The 18,758-nt window shown below is 70.9% G+C and carries 15 protein-coding genes and 1 tRNA gene; 5 read left to right on the top strand and 11 right to left on the bottom strand.

What is annotated here, in order from left to right; all coding sequences use genetic code 11:
* Positions 1-64: 64 nt before the first annotated feature.
* The 8 genes from OG494_RS42630 to OG494_RS42595 all read right to left on the bottom strand — a co-directional run bounded on the left by OG494_RS42630 (position 65) and on the right by OG494_RS42595 (position 7,557).
* Positions 65-1,567, bottom strand: coding sequence for a S1C family serine protease (locus tag OG494_RS42630; protein ID WP_328448619.1), 1,503 nt, complete (start codon positions 1,565-1,567; stop codon positions 65-67).
* A gap of 72 nt (positions 1,568-1,639) precedes the next feature.
* Positions 1,640-2,722, bottom strand: a complete 1,083-nt coding sequence (galT, locus tag OG494_RS42625; RefSeq protein ID WP_328448617.1) for a galactose-1-phosphate uridylyltransferase — start codon at positions 2,720-2,722, stop codon at positions 1,640-1,642.
* Complete coding sequence (locus OG494_RS42620; protein WP_328448615.1) at positions 2,719-3,519, bottom strand: DeoR/GlpR family DNA-binding transcription regulator; 801 nt, start codon at positions 3,517-3,519, stop codon at positions 2,719-2,721. The genes galT and OG494_RS42620 overlap by 4 nt, the downstream gene beginning before the upstream one ends.
* Positions 3,520-3,619: 100 nt before the next feature.
* Positions 3,620-4,051: a hypothetical protein gene (locus tag OG494_RS42615; protein ID WP_328448613.1), complete on the bottom strand. Its 432-nt coding sequence runs from the start codon at positions 4,049-4,051 to the stop codon at positions 3,620-3,622.
* Between the two features lie 57 nt (positions 4,052-4,108).
* The gene (locus tag OG494_RS42610) at positions 4,109-5,527 is read right to left on the bottom strand and encodes an ATP-binding protein (RefSeq protein WP_442874349.1); all 1,419 of its coding nucleotides are present in this window, start codon (positions 5,525-5,527) and stop codon (positions 4,109-4,111) included.
* The gene (locus tag OG494_RS42605) at positions 5,524-6,216 is read right to left on the bottom strand and encodes a response regulator transcription factor (RefSeq protein WP_328448611.1); all 693 of its coding nucleotides are present in this window, start codon (positions 6,214-6,216) and stop codon (positions 5,524-5,526) included. Before OG494_RS42605 ends, OG494_RS42610 begins: the two co-directional genes overlap by 4 nt.
* A 68-nt stretch (positions 6,217-6,284) precedes the next feature.
* The gene (locus tag OG494_RS42600) at positions 6,285-6,893 is read right to left on the bottom strand and encodes a trimeric intracellular cation channel family protein (RefSeq protein ID WP_328448609.1); all 609 of its coding nucleotides are present in this window, start codon (positions 6,891-6,893) and stop codon (positions 6,285-6,287) included.
* 10 nt (positions 6,894-6,903) lie between these two features.
* Positions 6,904-7,557, bottom strand: a complete 654-nt coding sequence (locus OG494_RS42595; protein WP_247058120.1) for a response regulator — start codon at positions 7,555-7,557, stop codon at positions 6,904-6,906.
* A gap of 258 nt (positions 7,558-7,815) precedes the next feature.
* Between OG494_RS42595 and OG494_RS42590 the strand changes: the two genes are divergently transcribed.
* Positions 7,816-7,888 (top strand) — tRNA-Arg (locus OG494_RS42590).
* Positions 7,889-7,971: 83 nt separating this feature from the next.
* Here OG494_RS42590 and OG494_RS42585 read toward each other — a convergent pair.
* Both OG494_RS42585 and OG494_RS42580 read right to left on the bottom strand, forming a co-directional pair.
* The gene (locus OG494_RS42585) at positions 7,972-8,385 is read right to left on the bottom strand and encodes a hypothetical protein (RefSeq protein ID WP_328448605.1); all 414 of its coding nucleotides are present in this window, start codon (positions 8,383-8,385) and stop codon (positions 7,972-7,974) included.
* 77 nt (positions 8,386-8,462) lie between these two features.
* Positions 8,463-9,407, bottom strand: a complete 945-nt coding sequence (locus OG494_RS42580; RefSeq protein WP_328448603.1) for a hypothetical protein — start codon at positions 9,405-9,407, stop codon at positions 8,463-8,465.
* 47 nt (positions 9,408-9,454) lie between these two features.
* Here OG494_RS42580 and OG494_RS42575 point away from each other — a divergent pair, with 47 nt between their 5' ends.
* From OG494_RS42575 to OG494_RS42560, 4 genes are all read left to right on the top strand, one after another.
* The gene (locus OG494_RS42575; RefSeq protein ID WP_328448601.1) at positions 9,455-10,651 is read left to right on the top strand and encodes a TIGR02679 family protein; all 1,197 of its coding nucleotides are present in this window, start codon (positions 9,455-9,457) and stop codon (positions 10,649-10,651) included.
* A gap of 81 nt (positions 10,652-10,732) precedes the next feature.
* Positions 10,733-12,271, top strand: coding sequence for a TIGR02677 family protein (locus tag OG494_RS42570; RefSeq protein WP_328448599.1), 1,539 nt, complete (start codon positions 10,733-10,735; stop codon positions 12,269-12,271).
* Positions 12,268-13,512, top strand: a complete 1,245-nt coding sequence (locus OG494_RS42565; protein WP_328448597.1) for a TIGR02678 family protein — start codon at positions 12,268-12,270, stop codon at positions 13,510-13,512. The genes OG494_RS42570 and OG494_RS42565 overlap by 4 nt, the downstream gene beginning before the upstream one ends.
* Positions 13,509-17,564, top strand: a complete 4,056-nt coding sequence (locus OG494_RS42560; protein ID WP_328448595.1) for a TIGR02680 family protein — start codon at positions 13,509-13,511, stop codon at positions 17,562-17,564. Before OG494_RS42565 ends, OG494_RS42560 begins: the two co-directional genes overlap by 4 nt.
* On the opposite strand, the gene OG494_RS42555 is transcribed toward OG494_RS42560, so the two are convergent.
* On the bottom strand, positions 17,554-18,756 hold the full coding sequence (locus tag OG494_RS42555; protein WP_328448593.1) for an amidohydrolase family protein: 1,203 nt from the start codon (positions 18,754-18,756) through the stop codon (positions 17,554-17,556). The genes OG494_RS42560 and OG494_RS42555 overlap by 11 nt on opposite strands.
* Positions 18,757-18,758 lie beyond the last annotated feature (2 nt).

Below are 18,758 nucleotides of genomic sequence, written 5' to 3'. Positions count from 1 at the left end.
GTCACGGGGGTCGAGCCAAGGGTTGGTCTCGGCCGCGCCAGGGCGGCCGAGCGTCTGGAATGGATCAGTTGGGGGTGACGGGCTGCCCGCCGAGGGTCACCTCGACCGTGCGGCCACCCTGCAGGGTGAACGTGGCCTTCTCGTCCGGCGCCCGGGTGCGGATCGCGGCGACGAGCGTGTCGGACGAGTCGATGGTGCGGTCGTCGATCTTCGTCACGATGTCGCCCGACTTGAGGCCGGCCTTCTCCGCCGGGCTGCCCGCGGTGATGGCGCCGAGCTCGGCGCCGCCCTGCGGGGCGTCCTTGACCTGCGCGCCGATGTAGGTCTGCACGGCCTGGCCGGTCTTGATGATCGTGTCCGCCGTGCGACGCGCCTGGTCGATCGGGATGGCGAAGCCGATGCCGACGTTGCCACCCTCGGACGCGCCCTGTCCCTGGCCCTGCTGCCCGGACTGCGGGCTGTAGATCGCCGAGTTGATGCCGATGACCTGGCCGGACATGTTGGCCAGCGGACCGCCCGAGTTGCCCGGGTTGATCGCGGCGTCGGTCTGGACGGCGTCCATCACCGTGGTCTGGTCACCGGTGCTGCCGCCCGCCCGCACCGGCCGGTGCAGCGAGCTGACGATGCCCGAGGTGACCGTGCCGGCCAGCTCGAACGGCGAGCCGATGGCGACGACGGACTGGCCGACGCGCAGGTCGTCGGACCGGCCGATCTCGACCGGGGTCAGGTTGCCGACGCCGTCGACCTTGACCACCGCGATGTCCGTGGTCGGGTCGCGGCCGACGACCTTGGCCGCGGCCTTCCGGCCGTCCTGGAACACGGCCTGGATCTGCCCGCCGCCCGCGGCGACCTCGACGACGTGGTTGTTGGTCAGGATGTAGCCGTCGGTGCTGATGACGAACCCGGAGCCCTCGCCGGCCCCCTGCTGCCCGCTCACCTGCAGCTCGACGACGCTCGGCGACAGCTTCTGCGCGACGGATTCGACCGATCCGGCGGGCGCGTTGCCCGTCTGCTGGGCCGGCTTCGGCGCGTCGAGCGCGTTGCTCGACGGGCCCGACGTCCCGCCCGTGAGGTACCCGACGGCGCCGCCGGCGATGCCGCCGACCAGCAGCGCGACCAGCGCGACGCCGGCGAGCAGCTTGCCGCCGGAGCGCTTCGCCGGCGGGGCGGGAGGCGCGTTGTAGACCGACGTGCCGGGCTGCGCGTACGGGCTCGGCGGCGGGTAGACGCTCTGCTGGTGGTGCCCCTGCGGCGGTGTCTGCGCGCCCTGTGCTGACCAGGGGTTCTGCGCCCCGTAGGACGGATCGGCCCCCGTGACCGCGTGGTAGGACGGCTCGGCCGGCGCCGCGTACTGCGGCGTGCCGCCGGACGGGGACGCCGGGTCGCCATAAGGACTGCCGGACGCGCTCTGGTCGCTGTACGGGCTGCCGGACGCGGTGGCGCTCGGCTCGCCGTACGGACTCCCGGCCCAACCGCCCGGGGCGGCCTCCTGGCCGGAGCCGGGCTGGGCGTCCGCGGAGGGCCGCGGGGTCGCGGGGTCGTGCGCGGTGGGGTCGTTCTCGGTCATGTCATCACCTTGCGGGACGGTCCTGAGAGGTTCCTGAGCCGAACCTGTGCATCGGAGATGAGTATGGCCGGGTCACCCCGCCGCGCGGAGCCGTTCCGCGATTTGCTCCGGTGTCGCGTCGTTCACCCAGACCGCCATGCCCGATTCGGACCCCGCCAGGTACTTCAGCTTGTCCTTCGCGCGCAACACGGAGAACAGCTCCAGGTGGAGCCAGCCGAGTTCACGGTCCTGGCGCACCGGTGCCTGGTGCCACGCCGCGATGTAGGGCAACGGCCGGTCGTACAGCGCGTCACAACGGCGCAGGACGTCCAGGTAGACGTCGGCGAAGTCGTCGCGCTCGGCGTCGGTCAGCGCGGGGATGTCCGGAACCTGCCGGTGCGGCACGATCTGCACCTGGACCGGCCAGCGGGCCGCCGGCGGCACGAACGCCGTCCAGTGCTCGCCGGACGCCACGACGCGCGCGCCGGACTTGCGTTCGGCGGCCAGGACGTCGCCGAGCACCGGGCGGCCGTGTTCGGCCTGGTAGGCGCGCGCGACGTCGAGCATGCGCGCGGTCCGGGGCGTGACGAACGGGTAGCCGTAGATCTGCCCGTGCGGGTGGGACAGCGTGACGCCGATTTCCTCACCGCGGTTCTCGAACGGGAAAACCTGTTCCACACCCGGCACTTCGGACAGTCCGGCGGTCCGGTCGGCCCAGGCGTCGACCACGGCCCGCACCTGCTTCGGGGTCAGCCCGGCGAAGGAACCGTCGTGGTTGCTGGTAAAGCAGACGACCTCGCAGCGCCCCCGCCCCGGCTTGACCGGCACCAGCCCGAGACCGTCCACAGTGGTCGGTTCGCCGATCACATCCTCGGCGAAGGACGGAAAGCGGTTCTCGAACACGACAACGTCGTAGTCCCTTTCCGGGATCTCACTGGGTTTGCCGGGCTTGCTCGGACACAGTGGACAGAGGTCGGCGGGCGGCTTGTACGTCCGCGTCTGCCGGTGTGCGGCCATCGCGACCCACTCGTGGGTCAGCGGGTCGAGCCGGATCTCCGACGCGGCCGAAACCGGCGGCAGGTCGCGGGTGTCCTCGGCGACGCGCTCGGGCGCGCCGGGCTGGTCGAAATAGATGATCTCCCGGCCATCGGCCAGGCGCCGTGACGTGCGCTTCACGCTTCTTCAGCCTCGACTGTCTCCGCCGTCTCGGCGATCATGAGTTCCCCTGCCCTTTCGGCGAGTATTTCCCTGGCGTCGTCGGGGATCCCGTCGTCGGTGACGACGACGTCGGCCTCGTCCAGGTCGGCGATCGTCGAGATGCCGACGGTGCCCCACTTGGTGTGGTCGGCGAGCACGACCAGCTTGCGACCGGCCTCGACCAGCGCGCGGTCGGTCTCGCTCTCGGTCAGGTTCGGCGTCGTGAACCCCGGCCCGTCGGACATCCCGTGCACACCGAGGAAGACGACATCGAGGTGCAGCGACCGCAGGCTGTGCACGGCGACCGGCCCGACCAGCGCGTCCGACGGCGTCCGCACGCCACCGGTGAGCACGACCGTGCGGTCCGGCTGTGTCGACCCGCGCAGCACGTCCGCGACCTGGATCGAGTTGGTGACGATGGTGAGCCCGGAGATCGCGTCGAGCGCCCGCGCGAGCGTCCACGTGGTGGTGCCGGCGGAGATGCCGATCGCGGTGCCCGGCCGGACCAGGTTCGCCGCGAGCGCGGCGATCGCTTCCTTCTGCGCGCGCTGACGGACGGACTTGGCCTCGAAACCGGGTTCGTCGGTGCTCTTGCCGACGATGGACGTCGCGCCGCCGTAGACCTTCTCGACCAGCCCGCGGCCGGCCAGGACGTCCAGGTCGCGGCGGACCGTCATGTCGGACACGCCCAGCCTGGTCACGAGGTCACTGACCCGGACCGCACCGGTCCGGCGTGCCTCTTCCAGGATCACCGCCTGTCGCTGACGCGCCAGCACCGTTCACTCCGTCCCGAGTCGGCTCCCCAACCACACAAAATCCTACACGATTCAACATGGTATCCGCTGAGGTGATCGGGGTGAACTTCGAAACACCTGGTCACAGGCCAGGCACCAGGAGGGGCAGCAGCACACCCCAGCCGAACAACACCACCACCGGCGACCCGAGCGCAACCCGCCAGGCCCGTGACAGCGCGGCTGAGGTGACCAGAGCCGCCAGCACGTAACAGGCCGCGACCACGACGACGTACACCGCGAGAGGCCAGGTCCACACGCTGCCCAGCAGCGTCGTCGTCAGGGACAACACGACCAGCGGCCCGGCAAGCGCGACCGGCCAAGCCGGGCGGACGCGGGCCAGACCCAGGACCGCCCAGGCGAGCAGGACAGCGGCCAGCAGCACGAGCGGAACCAGCACGAAGCCCAAGAGGACACAACTGCCCCCGGTGCACCAGCCGGTGGTCGGCGCCGACGTCACGGTCAGGGCCGCGACCACGCCGGCTCCCGCGGCGGCCGGGCATCGGCGCAGCAGCATGCGCCGATCCTGGCCGCCACCGCGGCCCGCTGTCCCCCGAGTTACCCGACAGCAACCTCAGCCGGGCGCGCCCGGCAGCCGGATGGTCATCAGCGCGCCACCCTCGGGCGCCCGCGCGGCGTAGACCGCCCCGCCGTGGCGCTCGGCCGCGTGCTTGACGATCGCGAGGCCGAGCCCGGAACCGGGCAGCGTCCGCGCCTCCGACGAGCGGTAGAAGCGGTCGAACACCTTCGGCAGGTCCTCCTCGGCGATGCCCGGGCCGGCGTCCGCCACCTCGACCACCGCGGTGCCGTCGCCGAGCGGGTAGAGCCGCACCCAGACCGTCGCGTCCGGCGGCGAGAACTTCACCGCGTTGTCCAGCAGGTTCAGGATCGCGCGTTCGATCGAACTGTTGTCCCCGGTGAGCACCCACGGCTGCAGCGAGACGTCGAAGTTGATCTCGCCCGCACGCCGCCGCGCCCGGTCCAGCGCCCGCTCGACGACGTCCAGCAGCTCGACGCGCTCGAAGCGCTCGCGCGGCTCGTCCTGGCGGGCAAGCTCGACGAGGTCGCCGATGAGCTGGGTCAGCTCGTCGAGCTGGCCGCTGATGTCGGCGACGATGTCGACGCGGTCCGCGTCCGGCAGCGGCGGCGCGCCCGGCTTGCTCGCGGCGAGCAGCAGCTCGAGGTTGGTGCGCAGCGACGTCAACGGCGTCCGCAGCTCGTGGCCCGCGTCCGCGACCAGCTGGCGCTGCCGCTCCTGCGAGTCCGCGACCGTGCCGAGCATGGTGTTGAACGTCTGGGTGAGGCGGGCCAGCTCGTCGTCGCCGCTGACCGGGATCGGCCGCAGGTCGCCGGTCTTGGAGACGCGCTCGGCGGCCGACGTCAGCCGGTCCACCGGGCGCAGGCCGGCGCGCGCGACCGCGGTGCCCGCCGCGGCGGCGACCAGGATGCCCGCGCCGCCGATCAGGAACAGCACCAGCGCGAGCTCGTTCAGCGTGCGCTTGGTCGGACCCATCGACTGGGCCAGCACGATGGCCTCGCCGTGCCCGGACGGCAGCGCGACCACCCGGCTGTCCGTGCGGAAGTCCGTCCGCAGCGACTGCGCCGAATCGCCGTTGGCGACGTCGAGCTCCCGCTGGTCGAACGGCGGCGCCGAGCTCGACAGCGGGTAGGTCATCACGGCGTGCTGGACGTCGGGAGCGGCGTTGAGCTGCCCGATCTGCAGGTCCGCGCTCGCCAGGAACGCGCCGGGGACCTGCCGCAGCTCGGTCTGCACCTGCGGCGAGTTGACCGCCGCCTCGGCGCGCGCGACGAGGCCGTCGTCCAGCTGCTGGTAGAGGTTGCTGCTGACGACCATGTACGCGCCGAGGGAGACCAGCGCGACCGCGCCGGCCACACAGGCCGCGGCGAGCAGCGTGACCCGGCCGCGGAGGGAGAACCGGCGCGTACCCCAGCGGGTGCCGCGCGGGTCCTCTTCCCCGGGCGGGTCGATCACGGGGGAGTTTCCCTCAGGACGTACCCCACCCCCCGCACCGTGTGGATCAGCCTCGGCTCCGCCTCGGCCTCCGTCTTGCGGCGCAAATAGCCGACGTAGACCTCCAGGGCGTTGCCCGACGTCGGGAAGTCGTAACCCCATACTTCCTCCAGTATCCGGCCCCGCGTGAGGACGTGCTTCGGGTAGGAAAGGAACAGTTCCAGCAGCGCGAACTCGGTCCGGGTCAGGCTGATCTCGCGGCCGCCGCGGCGCACCTCGCGCGTGCCCGGGTCGAGGGTGAGGTCCGCGAAGGCCAACGTCTCGGACGCCTGCCCGCCGGGCCCCTCCGGGACGGCGCGGCGCAGCAGCGCGCGCAGCCGGGCGAGCAGTTCCTCGAGCGCGAACGGTTTCGGCAGGTAGTCGTCGGCGCCGGCGTCCAGCCCGGACACCCGGTCCGAGACGGTGTCGCGCGCGGTCAGCACGAGGATCGGCAGGTCGTCGCCGGTGCTGCGCAGGCGGCGGGCGACCTCCAGGCCGTCGAGCCGCGGCATCATGACGTCCAGGACCATCGCGTCCGGCCGGTTGGCGATGATCGCCTCGAGCGCCTGCGCACCGTCGCCGGCCAGCTCGACCTGGTAGCCGTTGAACTCCAGGGACCGCCGGAGCGAATCACGGACGGCGCGGTCGTCGTCCACCACAAGGATGCGCATGGCGATAGTTTTACTCAGCGTGCTGAGACTCGCCTAAGAACACACACAGAACACACAAAGAGTTTCTCTCACTCCGGACCGCGCGCGACCGGGGCGTTCCAGTGCCGCCAGAGCGCGAGCATCCGCACGGCCACCACGGCCGCGGCCGCCACGACGGTGACCGGCCCCTCGGGCAGTCGCAGAGCGTGACCGATCGCGACGAGCACCGAGCCGGCCAGCGCGGCCACGGCGTAGATCTCTTTCCGCAGGACCAGCGGGATTTCCCGGAGCAGCAGATCGCGCACGGCGCCGCCACCGATCCCGGTCGTCATGCCGATCAGGCACGCGGCGTAGACGGTCGCGCCGGCGTTGAGCGCGATGGTCGTCCCGGCGGTGGCGAACACGCCGAGCCCGAGCGCGTCGGCGAGCAGCACACCCCGCCGCAGCCGCGCGACCTGCGGGTGGAAGACGAACACGACGAGCGCGGTCACGGCGCAGACGGCGAGGTAGGGCCAGTTCCGCAGCGTCGTCGGCGGGTGGATGCCGAGCAGGACGTCCCGGATGACCCCGCCGCCGAGCGCCGTGGTGAGCCCGACCACGACGACACCGAAGACGTCGAGCCGGGCCCGCACGGCCGCCAGCGCCCCGGACGCCGCGAAGGCGACGAGCCCGAGGAACTCCAGCGCCGTGAGCAGCATTTACTGGCTTCTATTGGTCGAGCAGGCCACCGCGGTAGGCCAGCAGCGCGGCCTGCACGCGGTTGGCGGCCCCGATCTTGGAGAGCACGGCGGAGACGTACCCCTTGACGGTGGCCTCGGACAGGTGGAGCCGCCCACCGATCTCAGCGTTGCTGAGACCCTGCCCGATCAGCGCGACGACCTCGCGTTCTCGTTCGGAGAGAGAAGCGAGCAGCTTGCGAGCCGGCTGAGCGGCGCGTTGCTCGTCCCGGTGCGACTGCACCATTCGCGCGGCCACCCCCGGATCGAGGACGGCACCGCCTTTGGCCAGGTCCCGCACGGCCCGCAGCAGCGCGGCGGGGTCGATGTCCTTGAGCAGGAAGCCGTTGGCCCCGAGCCGCAGCGCGAGGCTGACGTACTCGTCGATGTCGAAGGTGGTCAGCATGGCGACGGTGGGCGGGTCAGGAAGGGCGAGGATGGCCCGCAGCGCCCGGATGCCGTCGTCAGGGGCACGCATCTTGATGTCGAGAAGAGCCACGTCAGGGTGATACCGACGCGCGACCTCCACCGCGGATCTGCCGTCGCTCGCCTCGCCCACGATCTCGATGTCCTGGGCCCCGGACATCATCGCGCGCAACCCCGAGCGCACCAGTTCCTCGTCGTCGGCGAACATGAGCTTGATCAACGAAGCCCTCCGCAACAGCCAGTAGGAGGCGGCTCCCCGCGTCCCGTTAACGAAGGTTACCTACTGTTGTTCAGCAGTTCGAAACCAGACACGACCAGGTGAGCTGCTGGTCCGACCAGGTCAGGCGCCATCGGCCCACCCTGGAGGTGTAGGGCCGCGGCCAGAACCACTCAGTCGGGTGACGACGGAGGTCGGGTTACTCCATCCGTGCCCCTTCGTCTGCGCGTGTCCCGGGCCCGCTAAGCTTGCGTCGGCAAGGCCCTCGTAGCTCAGGGGATAGAGCACCGCTCTCCTAAAGCGGGTGTCGCAGGTTCGAATCCTGCCGGGGGCACACCGCATCCTTCGCTTCAGAACGGTTCCGCGCGCAATCCGACGTGATAGCGGATCTCCTTGTATCTCGGCCCTAGGCCGGAGTTACGAGGTCGGCTCCAGTAGCGGCGCATCAGTTCCCTCGGCCATGAGGTTCTCCCGGACGAAGTAGCGGCCCAGCGGTGTCAAGGCGACTGTCGTGCCCTGAACCGGAATCACCGCCCACGCCGGTTCGCCCAGCAAGGCTCCGGTTGTGGCGGGAAGTTCCGCGTCGGCGGGGATGGTCACCTCGACCACGCCGGCTTCGGAGGCCGCGAGCAGCCCGGCCCTTGTAGCCGCGCCCACCAGCTCGAACGTGAGATCGTCGATGTCCGGGTCCTCGTAGAGAGCGACCAGCTCGTCGACCAGGTCTTCGAGATCGGCCGGCTCTTCGGCGCGGTACAGCTCGCCAAGAGCCCGCGGGCCCCACGGGCGGCTGAACTCCGACAGTTCGCGTGTCTCCGCATCGCGTAGGTCCAAGGCAGCCGGACCGGTGATCGCGACGTCGGCGATCTCGTGCCAGGTTCGCAGGGTCTCTTCGGTGCCCGCGTCTCCGCTCAGCAGACGCTCGATGGCCGCGAGTCCGGGTCCGCGACCACCTGGGTCCGGTGCAGCTGAAGCGCCTCGACGTCCAGCGCCAAGCGCCAGGCCCGGATCAGCGGAACGTGGTCACGTGGGTCCCGGGCCCCGGGACCGGGTTCGAAACCCAGCGCGTCCGCCAGACCGGCCGTGTCGCTCGGGGACGGGAAGCCTCGGCGCGTCACCTTTTTCCCCTCGGCTGCCCAGCGGCCGCACGCCACGAGGCGGGGAATCAGCGCAGAGGCGCGAGCCTGGTCCGCGAGTTCGGCGGCCGGTGAGAGCGTGATCGGCGGCTGTGCCACGGGCGGCTCGAGGTCGTCGAGGAACTCGGCCGGGAACTCGGTGCCGCGCCGGACCGCGGCGACCTGGCCGTCGCGCGCGGCGAACTTCGCGGTAGCCAGTTCGGGTGTGTGGTCGAGAAGAGCGCCGAGGACGGCACGCCGACGCGCGGCCGGGGACGTGTTGAACGCCTTCGTCCACGCCGCGACCTTCACGTCGTCGGCGATGTCGACGCCGTCCGCGCGCATCGCCGTGTAGAGGCGCTTCGCCAGCCGCCACTGGGACTCGTCCGCCATCGCCGCCGGGAACTTCGCCGCTGCCTTGGCCAGCTCCTTGCGCAGCGTCGCGGCGCGCATGGAGGCCGGGTGGAACCGGTCGGTGGCGTCGAGGAAGTCGAACAACGTCCGTAACGCGGCCGGAGCGTGTTCGTCCATGCCGAACGCGTTCGTCAGGCGCGTCGCCGCCAGCTCGATCAGCAGCCGGTGCGCATCACCCGTCTTCCACAACGTGGGGTCCGGCACCGCCAGCCAGCTACGTCGCGCTTCCAGCAGGGTTTCGAGGCAGAGCAGGACATCCTCGTCTGCTCGTTCGCCGAGCCGGCCGTGGACGTCCCGGACGATCCTGAGCACTGAGCGTTCGGACATACGCGCGGGATATTCACCCGGATCCACAGCCTAAACTGGGCGGCATCGTGGAACTGCCGATCGCCTTGATGCCGCTCTGGCAAGCCGTGCACGCGCGGTTGTCGGGTGGGTTGGCGGTCAGCCGGGTGAAGGTCGGGCCGCTTGATCCCGGGCAGCGGACTGCCCTGGCCGACCTGCTCGGGTCCGCTCGGCTGCCCGGCGAGCACGTCGAGATCAGCCTCGCCAAGCTCGACCAAGTGCTGCTGGACCGTACCGGCCAGGACTCGCGCGCCGTCGTCAGCCGGCTCGTCGGGCCGATCGGCGACCGCGCGGCCGAGCGGCGTGAAGCCGCGGCTCGGCGCGCTGAGCTGTGGGACTGGCTCGGCGGCCATCCGGTTGTCACGGCTCAGCCGGCGCTCGGCGACTGGGTCGCCAGTATCCGGCGGGCCGGGCTCGTCGGCGGGTCGATCGCCCGGACCAGGGAAGAGCTGGAAAAGGTCCTTGAGGTGCTGTCCGAGCTGCCCGCGGCCGGACAGCCGCTTCCGAAGTTCGCTGACGAGGTTCTCGGTGATACCCACGCCTTGGACGAGGGCAAACGCTGCGCGAACCTCGTCCTGAAGGCCCTGGTCGCCATCTACGACGTCCCGCCTCCGGCCGACGCGCCTGAGCGCCGGGCCCTGTGGGAACGGGCCGGGATCGCCGACGACCAGCTGTCTTCCACCGTTCTTGCGGCCGGGCTGCGGACGCGGGGTGGCGTGGTCAGCGACGTTCTCGAGCTGTGGGCCGACGCCGGGTTCGCGGCGGCCCTCACCCTGCAACAGCTTCGGGCCACGACGGCGTTGACCAGCGCACCGCCCGAGGTGTGGGTCTTCGAGAACCCCAGTGTGCTCGCCGTGGCGCTCGATCGGTTCGGCGAGCGCTGCCCGCCCTTGGTGTGCACGTCGGGGTGGCCGAGCAGTGCGGGCATCCTCCTGCTCAACCAGCTCTCCGCCGCGGGATCGGCGTTGTACTACCACGGTGACTTCGACGGCGAAGGGCTGCGGATCGCCGCCAACGTCGTCGCGCGGACCGGTGCGGTGCCCTGGCGGATGAGCAGTGACGACTACCTCGCCGCGGTGGCCGATGGGCCATCCGTCGGCCGGGTCACCTCCGTGCCGTGGGACGCGCAGCTGGCCAGGCACCTCACCGAAGCCGGGCGAACCGTTCCGGAGGAGCGCTTGGCAAGGGCGCTTCTGGATGAAATCGTCCAGCGGACAGGAAGCTGACAAAGACCGGTCACCGAATCCGCGTCTCCGAAAACTGTCGGTGCCGTCCCGTAGCGTGACCGATGACCACCGGGAGGCAGCATGGATCCGATCCGTGTCCCGCCCGAGATGTTCCGCTTCACCAGCGGGGATCGGGCGGGGCTGTACGTCTCGATCCTGCACGCCTTCGGTGAGGCCAACGAACGGCTGGAAACCGCGCTGGGGCTCGACGACGTCCGGGCCCGGTTGCGCACCGTCGGCCGGCTCGAAGCGATCGAGGACGACGAACTCACCGACGCGCTGGGGAAGCTGCGGGACTGGAACCTCGTCGACGTCGTCCAGAACCACTCCGAGAACTACCGGACCGCCGGCGAGTACGAACGTCGCAACCTGCAGTATTCCTTGACGCGACAAGGCGAAGCCGCCTTCGCGGGCGTGGTCCACGCGATGAACGTCCTGGCCGCGACCGGTGCGTTGCAGACCGCGGTGCTCGACGCGATCGCCGACCGGCTCGGCGACCTGGTCAGGGAACTGGAAAGGGGCACCAACCGGCGGATCTTCACCACGCTGATCGAACTCGAAGCCCACCTCGAAGCGTTGCGCGGCAACACGAAGCAGTTCAACGGCGAGCTGCAGCGGCTCCTGCGCGCGGATGGCGCGAACCTCACGACCTTCCACGAGGTCAAGGCCAGCACGGTGGCTTACCTCCAGGAGTTCCTCACCAACCTCGAACACCGGTCGCACACCATCGCGGTCCGGATCCAGCAGGTCGAGGACCACGGCGTCGGGTTGATGCAGCTGCGCGCCCTGACCGGCGCCGACCTGCCCCAGCTCACGGCCACCGACCCGGGTCCGTCTTGGCTCGAGCACCGGCGCGCGAAGTGGGAAGGCCTGCGCACCTGGTTCCTGCCGGTGGACGGCTCCCAGCCGCGGGTCGAGCAGCTGCACCTCGTCGCGCGCAAGGCGATCATCGCGCTGCTCCAGGTGCTCGACCGGATCACGGAGTCACGCCGGCGGACGAGCAGCGCGGTGGCCGACTTCCGTGAGCTCGCCCGGTGGTTCACGGTGGTCCCCGCCCAGGACGACCTCCACCGGCTGTGGTCGACCGTCTTCGGGCTGAGCTCCGCGCGGCACGCTCATCTCGCTCATCCCGATCCCGAGCTGATCAGCTCGACCTCGCCGTGGGCGGACGCCCCGCCGGTGGAGGTCTCCCCCTTGCTGAGGACGAGCGGGCGCACCGAACGATTCAGCCGCACGGGCAAGGTGCGCGACGTCGCGGCGGTGCGGGCGGCCAGAGCCGAACAGGCGCGCGCGGAGCGAGCCGAGTTGGAAGCGGCGTGGGACATGCTCGACACGGGTGGTGCGATCCGGCTGTCGTCGTTCGGGGCGCTCGATCACGCCGTCTTCGAGCGCCTGCTGGATCTGCTGGGATGCGCGCTCGGCGCGGCTCCCGGTCGCGCCGGCAACCGGCACAGCGCCACCTCCGACGGCCGGATCGAGATCCTCCTCCGCCCGCCGCGGGACGGTTCGACGGCCACTGTGACGACTCCGCGCGGGCAGTTCCGCGGCCCGGACTACGAGGTGGAGATCCGTACGGCCGGACAGCGGCTCGTCCGGCGCAGCGCCGGAGGCCGCCCGTGACCAAGCTGACCAACCAGCTGGTGAGCGCCGAACGCGAGGAGGTCGCGCACGGCATCCGCCGGCTGCTCGCGACCCCGCTGATCGCCGAGCTCAGCCAACCCGAGGCGTTCGACCTGGTCCGGCGCCGGCGAGAACCGATCCGGCAGTGGTTCGACTACTACTGCGGGTGGACCCTGACCGTCGAACCGCGGCTCGGGTACGCCCGGCTGGTCAAGGTGCGGACCGTCACGGACCCGACGAGGCCCGCGCGGCGGCCGCGGTCCGGGCGGGCCGCGTTCGACCGTCGCCGCTACGCGCTGCTGTGCGTCGTCGCGGCCGAGCTGCTCGCGGTCCCGGTGACCACGATCGGTCTGCTGGCGGACCGGGTCGGGCGGGCGACCGCGGCGGACGACGTCGTGCCGGCGTTCGAGACCGCCAGCCGCGGCGAACGCATGGCGTTCGTCGACGTCCTGCGCCTGCTCGAGTCCTACGGCGTGGTCGAGGTCGTCGACGGGACGACCGAAGCCTTCGTGGACTCGGCGGAGGCCAAGGTGCTGTACCGGATCGACGCGACGCTGCTGCTCCGGCTCCTGGCCGCACCGGTCGGGGCGTCGCAGCTCGCGGTCCCGGTCGAGGAGGTGGCGCTGCGCTTCGACGAGCTGCTGGCCGCAGTGTCCCGCGAACGACGCTACGGACTTGCTTCCGGCGCCCACGACGAAACCGCGACCCGGTCGGAAGTTCAGCGGAACCTGTGGCTGCGGCACTCGGTGTTCCGCCGGATCGTCGACGATCCGGTGCTCTACTTCGAGGACCTGAATGCCGACGAACGCGCCTACCTCGCCTCGCCGACCGGACGTCAGCTGCTGCGCCGGGCCGCGGACCAGGCGGGTTTCGTCCTGGAGGAGCGCGCTGAAGGCGTGCTCCTCGTCGACGTCGAAGGCATCGCGACCGACAGCCGGTTCCCCGACGACGCCGGCACCGCGAAGGTCGCGGCCCTGCTGCTGCTCGAGTCCCTCACCGGACCGTCCACAGTGGAGCAACTGGAGATCGGAGCAGCCGCGCTGCTCGACCGCTTTCCCCGGTGGGCGAAGACGTATCGCAACGAAGACGGGCCCCGGCAGCTCACGTCGGACGCTCTCGCGGTCCTGACCGCGTTCGGGCTCGCTCAGCACGAAGCCGGCCTGGTGCGGCCGCTTCCGGCCGCGGCCCGTTACGCGGTGCGGGATGCCCGGACCACCGAACCCGGAGGAACGACGCCATGACGGTGACCGAACTCCCCCAGCACGCCGCCGGGGAAACCGCGGCACGGCCGCCGCGCTGGATCCCGGCCCGGGCCGGGATCCTCAACGTCTGGCGGTACTACGACGAGGTCTTCGAATTCCACGAGGGACGCCTGCTGCTGCGCGGGCCCAACGGGAGCGGGAAGTCGAAGGCTCTGGAGCTGCTGTTGCCGTTCCTGTTCGACGCGAGCCTGCGCGCCAACCGGCTCTCGACGTTCGGCACCGGCGAACGAACCATGCATTGGAACCTCATGGGCGAGGGGGCGACCGGAACCACCAGGGTCGGCTACGTCTGGCTCGAGTTCCGCTTTCCCGGCGAGCCCGAGCGCTGGTTCACCTGCGGCGCCCGGTTGCAGGCGAGTTCGCACACCACCAGCGTGCACCCCGACTACTTCACCACGAGCTTGCGCGTCGCTCCAGACGAGCTCTCCCTCGTCAACCAAGCGGGCCAGCCGTTGACGAAGAGTGTGCTGGAGGAGCGCCTCGGCACCGACGGCGTCGTTTACGGCAACGCGGGCGACTACCGCACGGAGGTCCGGACGACGCTGTTCCCAGGGCTGAGCGAGCAACGCTTCGACGCGCTGATCATGGCGTTGCTCCAGCTGCGAATGCCGAAGCTGTCCCAACGGCTCGACCCCGCTTTGCTGTCCAGCCTGCTTTCCCGCGCGTTGCCTCCCTTGGGACAGCAGGAGATCGCCGACCTCGCCGAAGGTTTCGAGCGGCTCGACGCGCAACGCGGGCGGCTCAAAGCACTCGAGGAAGAAGTCCACGCGACCCGTACGCTGGCCACCCGCCAGCGCACCTACGCCCAGCGTGTCCTCCGCGCCGGTGCCGGAGCCTTGATTTCGGCGACGACCGAGCTGGACAACCGGGCCAAGGCCGCCCGCGACTCGGCCGAACGCCACGAGACCACCGCCCGGCAGAAGGAAACCGCCGAGCACCGAGCCGACGAGCTGGCCGGCCAAATCGGCACCACCGAAGCACGCAAGGCCGGGCTGATGGAGAGCGAGGAGTACAAGCAGGGGCAGGAGCTGGACAGGTTGCGCAGCCGGACGGCCGAAGCCCGCTCCGCCGCCGAACGGCTCGGCCGGGACGCGGCGAGCAAGCGCGCCGCCGCGACAGGCGACGAGCAGGTCCGGCGAACCGCCGGGCAAGCCGTGCACCAGCAGGCGGAAGCCGTTCAGGTGCAAGAGCTCGAGGCCCGCAACGCCGCCACCCGGGCCGGTTTGGTGAGCGCGTACGAGGAAGTCTCGGCACGAGTGGAAACCGAGACGAGCCAGGCCCGGACTCTGCTCGGCGCCGCCGTGCGGAGCAGGCGAGGTCAGCTCGACGCGGTCGGCAAGGCACTGGACGGCCACGAGCGTGCCGTCGACCGGCGAACGCACGCGGAGTCCGACCTGGACACGGCCCGGACCAGGCTCTCCGAGGCACAGGAACACCTCACGGGCGCGGTTGCCGAACGCGAAACCGCCTTGACCGCGTTGAGCACCGAGCTTCTGGCGTGGGTGGCGGGCTGTCGTGAGTTGAGCTTTCCGGAGCCCGAAACCCTCCTGAGCTGTCTGGAATCGGAACCAGAGCTGCTCGCCAGGATCGATGCCGTCGCCACGCCGATCCTGGAAGACATCATCCGCCAGGAAACGACAGCCGGCGCGGCGCTGACGACCGCGCGACGCGAACGTGCCGGCTTGACCGACGTTCTCGCCCGGCTCCGCACAGAGCAGGACCTGCCGCCGGAAGCTCCACCGACTCGGACGACCGACCGGGCGGCGATGATCGGGGCGCCCTTGTGGCGGCTTGTCGACTTCTCGGACTCGACGCCGGCGCGGACGGCCGCGGCCGTCGAGGCGGCGCTCGAAGGAAGCGGCCTGCTGGACGCCTGGGTCGGGCCGCGCGGCGACGTCGCGGGTCACGACGTCTTCGCCGATCCCGGTGCTCTCCCGCCGGTACCCGGCCGGTCGCTCGGCGACGTCTTGATCGCCGAACGCGACGCCGGTGTCGAGCCGAGCGCCGTCGAGCGGCTGTTGCGGTCGATCGCTTTCGGCGACGACCTGCCTGAAGGCGCGCCTGCGGCGATCGGCGCGGACGGGTCGTGGCGGCTGGGTGCGCTCAGCGGGAGCTGGGAAAAGGAGCACGCTTCCTACGTCGGCGCCCTCGCCCGCCAACGAGCCCGCCGACGTCGCATCGACGCGCTGACGGCATCGGTCGCGGAGTACGACGCCGCGGTGACCTCGCTGGGCGAGGAGCTGGCTGCCCTGCTGACGCGCCGGGAGGTGGTCGCGCACGAACGTGCGGCGCGTCCCGGGCACACGGCGGTGGCCGCCGCCACCGAGAACGTGGTGCGGCGGGAGTCGGAACGCGCCGCGGCCGAACGGATCGTCCGGGACCGGGTCGACGCCGTCACCTCGCGCGATCGGGAGGTGGCCCGGGCGCTCCACGAATTGGCCGGCGTCGCCGCCGAACACGGGTTGCCGACCGACCGCGCGGCCCTCGGCACCCTCGCGACCGCCATTGCCTCCTTCCAGGACCAAGCCGAAGGCTGGCTGGAAGCCCACGCCAAGCTGGCCGGTTTCCGGCAGGTCGCCACCGCCGCGGCCGAACAGGCCCGGCGCTCGGCGGAGATCTCCGCCGACCGGGAAGAAGAAGCCGCGAACGCCGCCGGCGACCACGAACGGCTCGCCGCCACCCTCGAAGCCGTCGACAGCACGTTCGGGGTCGACTACCGGGAAGTGCTGGCCGAGATCGAAACCCTGCGCGCCAAGATCCGGGAACTGGGTGAAGAGCACCGGAGTACCGCCCGCTCGGTCAACGAACTCGCCACCAAGCTCGGGGAGGTGAAGGTCCGGCGCGAAACCGACGACGAAGCCCACCGGCTCGCCGGGACCCGCCGGGATGACGCGGCGCACCGGTTCCGGCACTTGGCGACCGGTGTGTTCCCCGCCGACGGCGGAATCGACGACCTGACCACCTTCGAAGCGACTCTCGCCGCGTCGGACGGCGTCCGCGCCGCGTTGGAGGCAGCTCGGCTGGTGGCCGGCGCTTGGCCGACCATTCCACACTCGCCCGCCAACATCGGCGACGCGCTGCACCGGCTCTCCGAATCCGTGCACTCCTGCCGGGAAACCCTGAAGGCGCGCGCGGACCTCGACCTCGAGACCGACGAGGACGTGCAGGTCTTCACCGCGGTGGTCGACGGCATCCGGGTCGGCGCCGCGGAGCTGCTGCACATCCTCCGGACGGAGGCCGAGCAGAGCCGCGACGAAATCACCGAACGCGAGCGGCAGCTCTTCGACCAGACCCTGACCGGTGACACGCGGCGGCACCTGGCCGCGCGGATCCGGCAGGCGAACGAGCTCGTCGACGGGATGAACGCCCGACTGGAGCGGGTGCGGACGGCGTCGAAGGTGGCAGTGCACCTGGTCTGGCAGGTGGCACCGGATCTGCCGACCGGCACCAAAGCCGCCCGCGACCTCCTGCTCAAGGATCCGGCCGGACTGAACGACGCGGAACGGGAATCACTGCACCGGTTCTTCCGGGACCGGATCGAACAGGCCAAGGCGGACGACACGGCGACGAGCTGGGAGCAGCAGCTCGCCCAGGTCTTCGATTACACGGCGTGGCACCAGTTCGTGGTCAAGGTCGACCGGGCCAACGGCGAAGGGTGGAAACTGCTGACCCGCAAGCTGCACGGGGCGCTGTCGGGCGGGGAAAAGGCGATCGCGCTCCACCTGCCGCTGTTCGCCGCCGTCGCCGCGCACTACCAGGCCGCGCCGCAAGCGCCCCGCGTCATTCTGCTCGACGAGGTGTTCGTCGGGGTCGACGCCACCAACCGAGGGCAGGTGTTCGGGCTGCTGTCGGCGCTCGACCTCGACCTCATGCTGACGTCGGACCACGAGTGGTGCGTCTACTCGGAACTGAGCGGCATCGGCATCCACCAGCTGATCACCGGCGCCGACGGCGACGACGCCGTGACCACGGCGAGGTTCACCTGGGATGGCCATGAGCTGCGCACGCCTGAGCCATCCCTCAACGCTTGAGCACCGCGAGACCGTCGGCCACCACCACGCCGTTGTGGAGGACCGTGCGGTCCTTGCCTCGGTCCATCACCGCGCTTGTCGGGGTTTCGCCGTCCACCAGGACCAGGTCCGCTCGGTCGCCCACCGCCAGGCCTGGGCGGTCTTCGAGACCCGCCAAGCGCGGGACGTCGTGGCTCATGATCGACGCGCCGCCCATGGTGGCGACCGCCAAGGCCAGCTCCACATGCGCGTCTTGGCGGAAGCCGCGGGTGAAGGCCAGCTGCCACGTGCGGTCCAGCAGGTCGCAGTTGCCGTACGGGCTCCAGTAATCGCGTTGGCCGTCCTCCCCCAGGCCGATGCGGACGCCCGAGGAAACCAGGTCCAGCAGAGACAGCTGGCCGGCGGCCGAGGGCGCCACTGTGGTCATCGCGATGTCCAGCGCCGCGAAGTCGTCGATGACCCGGCGGCTGACCGACTCGGAGATCGAGCCCAGGTCGTACGCGTGGGACATCGTCACCTTGCCTCGCATGTCCAGCGCCCGGACGCGCTCGATCACCAGGTCGGTTGAGAACAGGCCCAGGTGGCCCGGCTCGTGCAGGTGGATGTCGATCTCCGCCTGGTGCTTCTCCGCCAGGGCGAATACCGCGTCCAGGTGGCCTTTGGGGTCTCGATCGAGCGTGCACGGGTCGATGCCGCCGATGACTGTTGCTCCTGAGCGCATTGCGGCGTCCAGAAGCTCCAGCGTGCCTGGTTCGCGCAGGATTCCGGCCTGGGCGAACGCCATCACCTGGACCTCGGCCTGGGCGGCGAACTTCTCACGCGCGGCCAGGACCGCTTCCAGCTTCTCCAGACGGCAGTCGACGTCCACTTGCGCGTAGCTGCGGACTCGCGTTGTGCCGTGCGCGATCATCCGCTCGAGGGTGCCGGCCACTCGCTCCGGTAGCGGGACCTCCGCTGAGCGCCAGTTGTCGCGGTCGTTCGTCATCATCGCGACCACTCCCGGGCCGCCCGTGTGCGGGCGGAACGGGAGGCCGATGCGGGTCGAGTCCAGGTGGACGTGGACGTCGCTGAACGACGGGAACAGCAGGCGGCCGCGGCCCTCGACCGCAGCCGGGACCCCGGGAGCGTGCGGGCGGATCGCCGCGATTTGGTCGCCGCGAAGCTCCACGTCGCTGCGGGGGCCGCCCCAGGGGCGGACGTCACTGATCAACACCG

Origin of the sequence: Amycolatopsis sp. NBC_00438 (genome assembly GCF_036026695.1) — a bacterium.
Lineage (GTDB): Bacteria > Actinomycetota > Actinomycetes > Mycobacteriales > Pseudonocardiaceae > Amycolatopsis.
The sequence above is the reverse complement of the archived record's forward strand: the minus strand, read 5'-3'. Positions and strand labels throughout refer to the sequence as shown.